Source organism: Rhizobium sp. BK176, assembly GCF_024808055.1.
In genome coordinates, this window is sequence record NZ_JANUBV010000001.1 from 795,331 (window position 1) to 807,972 (window position 12,642).

Consider the following 12,642-nt stretch of genomic DNA (forward strand, 5'->3'; position numbering starts at 1 on the left):
TATGAAATCGGTCAAGCACAAGGAAAAGGACTTCTACATACAGGGCGTGGCCAGCGCCTACGAGCACGGATATGAGGTCTCCTTCAAGGGGAAGGATGACACAAAAGCGTCTGTCCAGTTCCGCGTTTTCCTTGATTCCGCGATGAAACTCGTAGCAATAGCCAACAGGTTTTCTCAAGGGGCATCGGTCGCCGACATCACGGCCGCCCGGGAAGTGGTCAATACGGAGCTGGCTTCCAACCCCTCCGTGTTTCACATCGAACAAAATGCCTCTTACGACATGCAGAGGCTTCGTCGATCTGCCGAACAAGCCTGGTCCACCCGCAATCTCGATGTCGACGATCCGCTTCAAGCGTCCATTATATCGAGACACCGCGACTTGGAGCAGATCGTTATGGATGCCAGGAAGTGGTCGGAGCACCCGCAGCGCCAGCCGTTCGCCCAGTTCATGGAAGAACACCGGATAGAAGCCAAAAAGCGAGACTTCGATGTTGAGGAAAACCTCGACATCGGTGACGAGTTTCGTTTCCATCCGCCGATGGGTCCGATCGAACTGTACTGTGCCGTGAGATGCATGGAACAGAAGCCCGAATCCGTAGTCGTCGTTGACGACTTCGCCGAATTGACCCCTGTGCGTTGCGCTGTTGGCGAACGTACGGAGTTCAGCTGGCCAAGATTGGACACCAAACTCGAGGATGCCTTGTCCATCACCTCCGCACGACCTTACGAACTCGCCTGGAAGATCGCCGAGCATATTACGGAAAAGAACGGTGTCGTCATGGGCTGGACCCGGCACACGGAGACTGCCGCATTCGAGACGATCCTCGACTGGTTCGAAAAGTCAGGACTCGATCCCAAGCTCGTCATCGGTTCGCCCGAGGGAACCTTCAGCGGCCGCGCCAGCGCGATCAGACTGGCCCTGGGGAGTTCCCCCACCCTGTCTCAGACAGCGAGAGCGCCTGCCCTCCGTTAAAAAGGCAAAGGTCAGCGGCCGATAATTACTTTCGGTCGCGGACCCAGCGGACGAGGACCTCGTCTTCCGTCAGTATCTCCTTGTGCGCGGATAGTTCGCGATAGCGTACAACGTTTTCACCGATCACATCCCGAAGTTCCGTAGGCGATGCGGTCTTCGCGTCGTAGTCCTGAACTACCTGTCGCAAAGCCTCTCGCAAGGAACCGACGTCGGTCTCCGTGACCGTCAGCCGGCGGCGGAGCCTGCATACGTCGGCAGAAAAACCGACATCGTCGATGACCGTCACACCGTGTTCGGCTGCCTGTTTCACGGCACATGGACCGCAGCGAACGATGGCGGAGTATTCGAAGCACAAGTCCGTGCTGTGGCAGATGCCCTCGACGTCGCTCTTGCGCAGAAGCCTCTGGTGATCGGACAGCGTGAAGCGCACGGCATCGGTCAGTCTGGCTAGTTCCGCCTCGTCACTGCACATCGAAGTCTCGTAAATTGGAGGGATAACCCTCCAAAGGTGGCGGCATCACCGTCGGTTGTCCAGTGGCCAGGTGTGGCCGGCATCTACCTTCATCGGCCGTGTCTGGCAGAAAGCGCCGTGTGTTTGCCCAAACTGCTCACTAGGGCAGCATTTATCCGCCTGGCTAACCAACCGTTATCTGTTCTGCCGCTATCCGGTTGGCCTGATCAACAGTCGCAGCGGGATACGGTGGACAGCAACAAACGGGCAGGAACAAGAAGCCGGGCATCCAGTGAGGAACGTCTGAGGGTTTTGGTGATCGAGTGTCGCCAGCGTGGCGAGGACGCCGTCACCTTCGCGATGTCGGACCCACGTGCATCCAAATTCCTGACGACCGAGGAACGCGAAGAGTTCGCTCGCCGCAGACACCTGATCGATCGCGAAAGCGTCTCGCGGGACCTTGCAAAGCTTGACGCGCTCAATCGAGCCTTCAGCGCGTACAAGTTCTGACAACGGGGAAGTCCTGCGATGGCTCTATCGGCGACTAGATCGCCAAAAAGGTTAATTTTTCCGAAGTATTGTGCGAAGCCTTTGCCGCTTATGCATGGTCGCAGACGCTGGAGGCTGAAGTTTTTCGACAATAACAAGCGTTATAAGCGACTGAAACGTTACAGTGATTCTTTCGGCGTCTACCATTCGAAGTCCGCTTAAACGTTTCATCGGTACGCAATTTTCTTTCGTTGCTGCGAACAAAACGGGTTCGATTCGATGTGTTTGAGCAACAACCGCATAAATCTGCTGTTTATTAGGTCTTGCTAAACGCCGACTCCACTTGCCAACGGTGGCCCCTTCATCTACACGCGGTTGAAAAGGGGAAATATGTGAACTCGCATATCGAAATCGATGCCCGCGCCAGCCGCGAGCAAATAACCACCGAGTGTATTGACCGCACGCTTCATACCCTGAGGCAGTTTCTCGGTCTGGATGTGGCGTTCATATCGGAATTCGAGGGCAAGAACCGGGTTATCAAGCACCTGGATGTCGAGGCCGATGAATCCCAGATTTCCCTTGGCCAGGTGATACCGCTCTCCGACGGCTACTGCCTCGATGTCGTAGAAGGCCGCCTCCCTGAGCTCATTCCCGACACAGGCCTGGTGTCGGCCGCTGTCGCCAAGCCCGAAACGGAAGCCTTCCCGATCGGCGCTCACATGAGCGTGCCTATCCCGCTAAAGGACGGCGGCATCTATGGCACATTGTGCTGCCTCGGCGTCAGACCGGTCCCCGGACTTGGGGATCGTGACTTGCAGGTCATGCGAGCCGTCGCTGACTTGATCGGCTCCCATCTCGACATTCTTCTCGACGCGCACCGCAAGAACGATATCAGTCGCGTGGTGATCGAGACGGCAATCGCCGCGGGATTGCCAGATATCTGCTATCAGCCCGTCTATCGCCTTTCGACCAAGGAGATCGTCGGTGCCGAGGCTCTTTCGCGTTTTCCCATGGAGCCGTTCCGTTCTCCTGACAAGTGGTTCGCGGAGGCGGCCAACGTCGGTCTGGAGCGCGCGCTGTCGGAACTGGCCATCAGGCACTCCCTCACCCGCTTCTTGACGGGCTTCAAGGCAGGCTTGGTACTTGGTCTGAACATATCGCCGTCCCTCGCGTGCGAGCTCGACCTCGTCCATCTGTTCTCGGGCTTTCCCTGCAATCAGATTTACCTCGAGATTACGGAACACGAGATCGTCGAGGACTACGCCAAGTTGGCCGAGGCGCTGGTTCCCGTCCGCGCCCTGGGCGTCCGGCTCGCGATAGACGATATGGGGTCAGGCTACGCCAACATTCGCCATGTCCTCAAGATGAACCCCAACCTGGTCAAAATCGACGCCAGCCTGATCAACGACATCGACAAGGACCCGATGAAGGAAGCTTGGCTTGCCGGCATCATGGAGTTTGCCCGCCTGTCTTCCTGCGTGGTGCTGGCGGAGGGTGTAGAGACCGAAGACGAACTGTCGGTCCTTAGACGCCTCGGCGTTCACTTCGGGCAAGGGTTCCTGCTTGCTCGCCCGATCGCCATAGAGACGGTCGTTGAGGCTGCCATCGCGTCGCGGCTGGAACCGCAGGTCGCGCCCACGGCCGACTTCTAGGGTCGTCCTCAACGCGTCTCTCTCTCACATTCCAGGTGTAGCCTCGACCCTCGGGGTTCTGTTTCCGGCAGTGCGCCGCAACACTCAAATCTTCGGTGCGGACGCGGTTGGCTGCAGGTTGAGGGTGATAGGGGTGTTCTCGACGTATCGCAGAGCCCGTTCCGCCGCCATCTCGGCGTAGTACTGAAGTCCCTGCCCGCCGGTCAGGATTTGCCTATGTCCGAGCTTTTTCCATGCGGCTTCGAGACCGGGAACATAGTCCGTCATGTCGTGGTGAATGCCGAGGACGTGGTTCACTCGCCCGACGTCTTCGTAAGCCGCCTCGATCAGCGCGATCTGATGGGCCTCCAGCGTCTCTGCCTTTGCAGGGTTCCGCTTCAGATAGCTCCAGCATTCCACGGCCGCGGTGTAACCGAAGCGGTTGATCTCCTCCTGCTGGTAGTCGTAGTCGAGCAGGCTCTCTTCCACACAGTCATACGGCTTCCTGAAGTCTGACAGCTCCCGATTGAATCCTTCAGGCCAATCGGCTTCGTTTCCGTACATGACACGCGCGGCTTCGATCGCCTCATCCTCGTCGCGGAGCGAGAAGTGCTGCGTATTGAGGTCGCCGACATACCCTTCCGGGGCCGTGACCATTGAAACGTCGATGAAGGTCGGAGCGCTTTTGAACCTTCCCGGTATGCGCTGCACCCGGTAAGCGGGCGGTCGCGATTTCACCCAAACCTGCCCGTCGGCAATGACCAGCTTGTCGGCCTGCACTCTGTACATCGCGAGTGCGAGTTCGAGGTCCTCCTGGATGAGGTCCCGAATATCCAAATCGGCGAACTTGATCGCGTTGCGGTGGGCGTGCCAGCCTTTCGAGTAGTCCTCTGCCCGCAACGGCGGTCGTGGCCACGCCGTCTTTGACTTCAGCCCGTGAACGCTCTCCCTGTCGAGCCGCCATTCGAATTCGTCCGTTAAAGGGCGGGCGAGCGGCTTGTTGCCGCCAGGCAGTCTGACAGGGGAGATGTCGCCCCCGTGATCAGCTGGCCATCCCCCGCGCTGCTGGTAATTGTTGGCAAGCCGACCGGAAATCGTGTCGTCGAACGGCGTGCTGAACAGCCCGTGCTTGATCGCTTCAGATACTGAGGCGGACACCCGACGGTATACCGCTCCATCGTACGCTCTCAGCCTAAATGCCTTCGTCGGGAATGCCATCGGATTTCCCATTGCCGTAGCCTGCGAACGATTGATCCGATCGTGATTCATGAACCTGTCTTGAACCTCGAAGACGACTTCCATCTCTCGCAGGGAAATCTCCTCAATCTCAGACGAGAAGGTCGTCGTGCAGTAGATGTCCGAGATGTTCGACCTGGCCTTTTGCCTGCCGCGAACGAGGAGAGGAAGTTCGAAGGATAGTTTCATGGGCTGAGCACTCGAATCGAGATTTGACCCAAGGATATCCATGGAGGCTGCAAGATCGAAGGCCGGACACGAGGCCCATGGCCGATAACCTGCGTTACCGGCCATGGGGTTTACGCGAAATGCTTCAAGCTCGGACGTATGAGGTCCACCCAGAGGCCATGCTGATCAAACCGAATTTGATCGGCCCGTCAGGACCTTCCGCGGAATTTGCCGAAATCCATGCTCCGGCTTCCAGATAATCGGAAAACCCGAAGCGACTGATAAATTCATCATTGGGCGGATACTGAAAATGTCCGATCTGATCGATGGCCCCTTTGATCCCGCAGTTTGGCCTGACGGTGAAATCTGTCCAGTTGCTGTCCAACCTCATCCGTCCACCATAAAGGACTCCCAAGTTGGATTTCTTGCCGCGGAAGACCGCGACCTTCGAGAACAGTAAAATTGCGTCGCCTCCATTCTGATCGATATCCTTCATCATCTTGTCGACCAACAAATCCGTTCGGTCTCCCGGCTCATATGCCGCTCCAATCATATAAACGTCGAACGAACGCCCCTCGCCCTTGACCTGAGCCACCTTCGACCCTCCGATCGTCGGCGACGGTTTGATTTCACGGATGTCCCATTTGCATGTGTCGCGGAGGTATTCGCACCAAACTTCGGGATCGATGGGCTTAGCCGATCGCAACATGTTGAAAAATTCTGTCGAACTGCCGTCGAAGTCTATGCCCGCAGACTTCACAAATTCTTTCATACTCTCTTCCATGCTTCTTGAATCGAAGGGTATGAGCCTGTTCGAAGCCGTCTCTTTGAGCTTCCTCAAGGACGGTCTACCCTGTCTACTTGTCGCTCCCAGCATTGGGATTGCGATTTCACCAAAGTACTGGTCGATCGGGACGTGCATTCTAAGCACCCCGACTTGTGCATTTCGCCTTGCAACAAACCTTGGCGCGTCCAAGTCTTCGTCGAATGGTCCCTTGATCGTTCTGGGGTCTTTCGCAGCGTTCAACAAACGCCCCCAACTTTCGAACCCATGAAGGCTCGCGGTTGCCGCTTCGGCTTTCTCGATGGATATGTCGAAGTAAGACTTTATGGCGTCCCGAACCAGCTTCGGCCTTTTACTGCTGATCGGGATGACCTTTTCAGAAAGTACGCGAGGTGTAGTGCGCGCTTCATGCAGCATATTCAACATCGATCGCGCCTGGTCGCCTTCAGCCGTGTCGAATTCCCCCAGTTCCTCCAGCAGTTCTTCTGCGTCGTAATCGTAATCTGCTGGATCGAGGGCGTTTTCCGACAACAACAGTCTAGCGATCGCCAATCCACACATAAGGTCATCGTGGTCCTCGAATCCAGCTTGATAATGCTCCATTGCTTCTGTGAGGTTTGGTGGCGCTTCCGTTTCTGCGAACATGCCAGCAACATAGGGCGCGTCTGGGCATCCAGCTTCCAAGGCTGCGTCTAAATGTGTTAACGCCTCCGAGCGGTTGGACGTGATCAACAGGAGCGCCATCGCGAGGTGCAAATGCGGGTCTGCGGCATCTGATCGGCCGATGCCGAGCTGCAATCTGGCCAATCTTGCTTTCATATCGACATCAGGCGATCCAGATTCCGGTATGATGTTCGAGAGGGCAAGCGCTGCTTCTGGATTTCTTCTCACGATCTCATCGACCATGTCGAAAAAGCCACTGTCGAACTTGCCCAATACGGAAGGCGAAATATCGAGTATAGCCTCTAGTAGCCCATCGAAGTCCTCTTCAGCGTACATCCTGTCCAAATCAGCACGCATCTCATTTGGTTGACCCCGAACGTCTTCCGTCGAACCTTTGCCTTGGGCGGCAAAGTGTTCCTTCAATACTTCCATGATCTCGTCGATGACTATTGGCGGAAGCGGCTCGCGCCGAAGCGAATTCAGGAACGAACCTTGAACTTCCTCCCAGCTAAAATGGTTACCTTCTCTATCGACACTTCGTTTGAGAAGGTGATTCCAGTTAAGGTACCCGTACAGGCGGGCGGCAATGTCGCGGCAAGCTGAAAGCGTGATCACGTGACCAGCCTTTTTGCACCTCGACTTTATGATTGATGCGATTTTTTTGACCTGCTCTCGGTCAACGACGTTGATTGGCATGTCTTCATCCTCCTTTAGTAGTTGAACCAGCCCGCGAGGTTCACCAAAGGGGTGAAACATTCCATTCATGCCCAACTATAGAAGCGGGCTGATGTAAAATACGTTGCAGTCCATTGGAGCGCTTTTGGCTTCGTGCTTGCGGGCGACGCGACATCCAGAGTGCCGATTTGCGCACCATGCCAAATTATTCCGGAAAATCAAGCGCAAAACGGCAGTCACCTTCCGGCTGACACGTCAGCCAAATCAGCGCCGCTGTCAAATGAGAGCAACTCCAGAGGGTGCCAGTCGAGCATCACCTTCTCGGCAGCGGAGATACGCATACGGTATATGCCGTTTTCTTCGCAGTTGCGCAGCCATTGGGAATGCACAGCGAAACATTGATAACTCCATGGCACCGACGTGCTTCCAAGTAGCCTGCCAACGACGAGCCAGTCGTTTCCGACCCTCCTGCTGGCATCAATGACCAGGTCAACGTCTCCCACGACAGGGATGCGCCGCACGTGGATTCTAGCGCGTACCGCACCGCGCGAGACCACGAAGTCTTCGATCGGTTGTTGCCCTGGCTGACTGTCGAACTCTACAACACGTCCCGCTGTCTGCATCATCCCGGCGACTAGGTTGGTCAGACCGGTCGCTGCACTAGAATGTTCGACACCCTGTCTCTTGACCGCCTCAGTTCGATCTCCAAGCGTAAGCCACGCCAGGTCGGCATTCAGCGCTGAGGCCAAAATAGCCATCGTTGCCCGACGCGGCCTTGCTTCCCCGGCAAACCACTTTCTGACAGCCTCTGGACTGAGGTCCTTTCCCGCGCGTGCCATGATCCGATCTCGCAACCACTTTTGCCGCCCATGGCCAGATGGGGCGTCCGGGTTCATGTCGATCGCGGCATGGATTCGTCTGATGAAGTCGCGGTTGGCTGCGGCCGTCACTGGTGCTTGCTCCTACTTTCGCTGGAACAGATGGCACCCAATCCACGTGAAGTCAATAAAATACAATGAATTCAACTGCTTGTGGATTATTCATCAATTTGGTGATTATTTTGTGAGGCCGATAACCCGTATTATCGGCCACCCTTTTTCTAGGCGTCACTGTTCGTACCTGTTCCCACCATGAACCTGACCCCCAGCGGGCCGAGGCGGCACCGTTCCGGCCTTGTCGGCTATATCCTCGCGCGGCGTTACGTAACACGCCTTGAGTGGCCTTACACTTGGAAGGTGCGTTATCTCCCAGTCGCACCATTTTTTGGATCGATCGTACCAGATTCTGGTGCGGCGACCGGTTTGAGATAAAGATTGAGCACTCACCGGGTGAAAGATGCATTTTCACCCGGCCATTGAAGCGGCCAAAGAACAGGCCACGACGCCCCTTACAATTTCCTTTAGTTACCGTTATATATAAAGAAATCTCGTTCTCTTACCCGGCCAAAGAAGCGGCCAAAAAGGCGGCCTAATATGACAGCTCGCGACGACGGCGAAAGCATCGGTCTCTTCGAACCGCTTACGGTTTCCGAGGGAGCCAAGTCGCGACCCCACCTAAACGACCTAGCGCTGTCCTTGGCAGAAAAATCGGCTGCCTTCTCGTCGTCACTGCCTCCCGCGATAGCAGACTCTCTCGCCGATCTCGTCAGGGCGATGAACTGCTACTACAGCAATCTCATCGAAGGTCACAACACTCACCCGATCGATATCGAACGGGCGATGCACGACGACTATAGCGATGACGCGAAGAAGCGTGATCTCCAGTTGGAAGCCCGCGCCCACATCACCGTCCAGAAGTGGATCGACGACGACGGTATCAGTTCCTCGCCATTTTCCACCGAGACGATTTGCGATATTCACAGGCGGTTCTGCGAGCTGCTTCCTCCGGAACTTCTGCTGGTCGAGACCGGAAATGGCGACGAAAAGGTATCGGTGGAGCCAGGCGCTATCAGGTCGAGAGACGTCAAGGTCGGTCGCCATGTGGCTATCAGCCCCGGTTCAGTACCCCGCTTTCTCGCTCGCATGGAGCAGGGCTACAAGTCGGCGGGTAGGATCGACAGAATTTTGATCGCAGCCTGCGGCCACCACCGTCTCCTCTGGGTCCACCCCTTCTTGGACGGCAACGGCCGCGTCGCGAGGCTTGTGTCCTATGCGGCTTTGAGGTCTGCGATCAGCACCAAAGGCCTATGGTCTGTCGCCCGCGGCCTCGCTCGTCGAGAGAAGGAATACAAGGCGCACCTCCAGTCGTGCGACGAGCCGCGCCGTGGCAGCCTCGACGGTAGAGGGTCACTCAGCGAGGGTGCACTGGCGGATTTCTCCGCTTTCTTTCTCGAGACCTGCATCGATCAGGTGGATTTCATGAGCGGTCTGATGCAGCCTCACAAAATGCGAGACCGGGTACTGACCTGGGCGCGCGAGGAAACGCGTGCAGGAATGCTCCCGCCGAGGTCCGACGCGGTCCTGACAGCCATCCTCTACCGGGGAGAACTCGAACGCGGCGATGTCATGACTCTGATGGGGGCAAGCGAAAGGTCAGCCCGTCGTTTGACGGCGGCCCTGATCAAGTCCGGGGTCGTACAGTCTGAAACGTCGAGGTCACCTCTTCGCTTGGCGTTCCCGGTGGAGCTGGCGATGCGGTTCCTGCCTGGACTTTTCCCAGAGGACTGACTGGCTGGGAACCCAGTTCTTAACCAGTTCGTTACCGCGCGTGATGCAAAGAACTAGCCTCGCCTCCATGTCAGTGTATTGGGCAGGTCTGTCATCACAGCAAGGCCGCGTTCTCGCTCGGTCAATGCAGGAAAAGCCATAGCTAGGGCTTCTGCCGCAATCCGCGACAACGCTATTGATTCGACTTCACTAAGAGAGTCATATTTTAGTGAACCCTGATAGCGGTCAACGATAGCAATTGCCTGGCGCAGTCCCAATTGCCATATCAAATTTTGCATGACCAGGCCTCCTATCCCCTCCCAATCACCCATCGCCTTCGTTCCTTTGTCGAATGAGCGCAGTGCGGGGACGCAGGCGTCATGTATTGTTCTTTCCGCAATTAATTGGAAAACCGAGTGGAACCGCTCTGGTACGGAAATTTCCGCAGGTGATACTTCTTCGTTTATAAGGTATGCCACGATGAACCCCATATTTACGTGGCTGTCGGCGTAGTTGCTTCCGGCTGGAACGTAGGCGTCTAAAATCACGTAAACTAATGTTTCGATGACATCATAAAGCGATCTGGCGTCTTCAGCGGTTTCTACTTTCTTTAGGACTTCCTCGTTTATCACTGACAGGGCGATCATCATCACGGGGAACAGATATTCCTGACCGTATTTCGCAATCTTGCTCTGCTCCAAAAGAGACAGTACCCGCCATCCCTCGTGGTCTAGGTCAAATGCGTTTTCGAAGGCCTCCTCAAGAGAAATTCCCCGAGCTAGTTCCTTCGCAATGTCCTTGTTTTCGAGCGCCGCGCCAGCGATAGCCGGGTAGAAAAGAAGTTCCTGCGCGGCTAAATTTTCACCAGTACCAGTGTCTCTGGCAGTGTTTAGTGCGTTTAGGTGTTCAAGGCCAACTGTAGTTTTTTCCAGCAGAGCCGAAGTGTCACTAGGAAGAAATCCGGTGATGAACGTGAAAACAGCGTCGTGATGCGAGGCCAACTTCCCTTTAAGTTCCTCTCTGGCTCGCTCTACGCCCTTATCAAGTTCATCCCGAGACCAACGTGCTTTATCCCACCAATCAACTTCTGGAAATTCGATGACGCCTTTAACAACCTGACGCACGGCCAGCACCACCTCCTGCTCAAGGAAATCAACGTAGCTTGGCAAATCCCGTGATTTCTCAGGAATTGGTGGTGCGTGTCTGGTTCGAGTGAAAAGCGTTTGTCTGCCATCGAAAACGATAAAAAACGATATCTTGTGATCTGATGCCCAACCGGCGATCAGCATCTGAGAGGTATCATTTAGTTTCGCGGCGAATGGTAATGAGAGATTTTTCCTTTCTTCCTCATTCATGGAATCGATGACCGGCCCGACCGTTGTTCCGAACGCTATTTCAAGCTTTGATGTGCCTTGCCGACGCTGCGCCATTGATGATGTCTTTCTGTCATTGCGAAAAATTTTGCAGTAACCAGACCCGAATCTCGTGGCTTGTCAACGCTTGTCCTTATTGGATGTTTTTGCATCCCAGCGGTACGTCAAAAACAAAGATACAGCTGCATTCTCAGTCGTTTTCTGTCCATTGCTGGCTCTGTTCGACAATTTGAAAGCGAATCACTTGGACCCGCCAAATGATCGGCGCTGGCCGATAAGCACTGTTATCGGACAGAGCCGAACCCCGAAGCAATCCCAACCTCGACCAGGCTGTGACCCCATTTCAAGCGCCTAGCGTCCCCGACGGTGGTCGTGCTAGGAAGAGTACATCGCGCCGAAACACTATGCGTCGGAATAGATGCGGCGATGAAACGGGGGTGCCATGCGCTGTCGCCTAGTCCTGATTACGGTCTTCGCAGTCCTATCCTCGGGGCCTGCTGGGGCAGGCCCCGAGGATGCCGTTTTCAAGATCGAGGTTCCTTTGGGGTACGCGAAACCTATGAGTCTGGTGGACGCGAAACCCAATCCATATGATTCAGACATCGGATCAGCACTCAAAAGGTTCTGTCGAGAAGGCGTGTTTTGCCTGCATTTCACCGGCAGCTCGAAGGCGACCGCATTTCTCGACGAAAAGCCTGATCGGATAGCCACCGGGCTTTCAGAGGTAGCCGGGTTTCTTCGATCTTACTGGAAGGAGATTGACCCGGACCGTCTGGAGGACATTCCCGTTCCGTTGATACTCACCTCGCAGCAAGGACGCGTATTCGGTCGATCGGATGGCGACCGGGCAAGCGTCACTGTCACCACGGAAGACAAGAGGGTGGTCCAGACAGAGAGTTTGGACTTTAACCTCCACGCAAACTTGGTGCAATTGAAGCTCTCCCGTCCCCTTCAAATGACGTCACCCCTTCGTCGCGCTCTGACCCGAAGTGCACTAACTCTAACGACCTATGGCTATTTGCCTGAAACTGCTGCTTTGGAACATCGCTCCGGGCGGCGGTTGCCGGTACCAGATAGTTTCGGCGACGGGAGATCGTCGAGCCGCGATAGCAAAGACGCCATCGGCTTCGCGGACTATGACGGTTTCAAAGGGCTGCTGGGTGCGCCGGTCCTGAACGAGAAAAACGAGGTTGTCGGCGTTCAGATTGGAGCCGTCGACGGCTCATCGATATTCGGATGGCTGGCAAGCGGCGGCCTGCTCAAGTATCCAGAAACGGCCATCGCCGGGTTTGAGACTGCCACGATCAAGTTACCGCCCGAAGAGTGCCAGTCTATATGCTTGGAACGATCCGGGTGCGCGGCGTTCGATCATTCGTCCCGAGACAACGTTTGTCGCCTCTTTTTCAGCGTATCATCGGGGCAACCAACCACAGGCTCTACCGCTGGCAGTCGTGAGCCGATAATTGGATATCGCACCCCCGCAGGTGTCGAATAGTAGGTATACATCATGAAGCCATTCCATCTGGCCAAAGTAGCGGCCAGCAACGAGGCGAC

At 55.7% G+C, this 12,642-nt stretch carries 10 protein-coding genes; 5 read left to right on the forward strand and 5 right to left on the reverse strand.

Annotation, left to right across the window (positions count from 1 at the left end; all coding sequences use genetic code 11):
* The first annotated feature begins 1 nt into the window (after position 1).
* Positions 2 to 973: a hypothetical protein gene (locus FHT76_RS04495; RefSeq protein ID WP_259184545.1), complete on the forward strand. Its 972-nt coding sequence runs from the start codon at positions 2 to 4 to the stop codon at positions 971 to 973.
* 25 nt (positions 974 to 998) lie between these two features.
* Here FHT76_RS04495 and FHT76_RS04500 read toward each other — a convergent pair whose 3' ends face one another.
* Entirely contained in the window at positions 999 to 1,445 is a 447-nt protein-coding gene (locus FHT76_RS04500; protein ID WP_259184546.1) for a hypothetical protein, read from the reverse strand.
* A gap of 228 nt (positions 1,446 to 1,673) precedes the next feature.
* On the opposite strand from FHT76_RS04500, the gene FHT76_RS04505 reads away from it, so the two are divergent.
* Both FHT76_RS04505 and FHT76_RS04510 read left to right on the forward strand, forming a co-directional pair.
* A complete protein-coding gene (locus FHT76_RS04505) occupies positions 1,674 to 1,934 on the forward strand; it encodes a hypothetical protein (protein ID WP_259184547.1) in 261 nt (86 codons plus the stop codon).
* Between the two features lie 371 nt (positions 1,935 to 2,305).
* Positions 2,306 to 3,565: an EAL domain-containing protein gene (locus tag FHT76_RS04510; protein WP_259184548.1), complete on the forward strand. Its 1,260-nt coding sequence runs from the start codon at positions 2,306 to 2,308 to the stop codon at positions 3,563 to 3,565.
* Between the two features lie 84 nt (positions 3,566 to 3,649).
* Here FHT76_RS04510 and FHT76_RS04515 read toward each other — a convergent pair whose 3' ends face one another.
* From FHT76_RS04515 to FHT76_RS04525, 3 genes are all read right to left on the reverse strand, one after another.
* Positions 3,650 to 4,969, reverse strand: coding sequence for a hypothetical protein (locus tag FHT76_RS04515; RefSeq protein ID WP_259184549.1), 1,320 nt, complete (start codon positions 4,967 to 4,969; stop codon positions 3,650 to 3,652).
* Positions 4,970 to 5,093: 124 nt separating this feature from the next.
* On the reverse strand, positions 5,094 to 7,091 hold the full coding sequence (locus tag FHT76_RS04520; RefSeq protein ID WP_259184550.1) for a hypothetical protein: 1,998 nt from the start codon (positions 7,089 to 7,091) through the stop codon (positions 5,094 to 5,096).
* 215 nt (positions 7,092 to 7,306) lie between these two features.
* A complete protein-coding gene (locus FHT76_RS04525; protein WP_259184551.1) occupies positions 7,307 to 8,020 on the reverse strand; it encodes a hypothetical protein in 714 nt (237 codons plus the stop codon).
* A gap of 522 nt (positions 8,021 to 8,542) precedes the next feature.
* Between FHT76_RS04525 and FHT76_RS04530 the strand changes: the two genes are divergently transcribed.
* Positions 8,543 to 9,736, forward strand: a complete 1,194-nt coding sequence (locus FHT76_RS04530; RefSeq protein WP_259184552.1) for a Fic family protein — start codon at positions 8,543 to 8,545, stop codon at positions 9,734 to 9,736.
* A 53-nt stretch (positions 9,737 to 9,789) separates the two neighbouring features.
* On the opposite strand, the gene FHT76_RS04535 is transcribed toward FHT76_RS04530, so the two are convergent.
* A complete protein-coding gene (locus tag FHT76_RS04535) occupies positions 9,790 to 11,145 on the reverse strand; it encodes a hypothetical protein (protein WP_259184553.1) in 1,356 nt (451 codons plus the stop codon).
* A 502-nt stretch (positions 11,146 to 11,647) separates the two neighbouring features.
* Between FHT76_RS04535 and FHT76_RS04540 the strand changes: the two genes are divergently transcribed.
* Positions 11,648 to 12,583, forward strand: a complete 936-nt coding sequence (locus tag FHT76_RS04540; protein ID WP_259184554.1) for a PAN domain-containing protein — start codon at positions 11,648 to 11,650, stop codon at positions 12,581 to 12,583.
* Positions 12,584 to 12,642 lie beyond the last annotated feature (59 nt).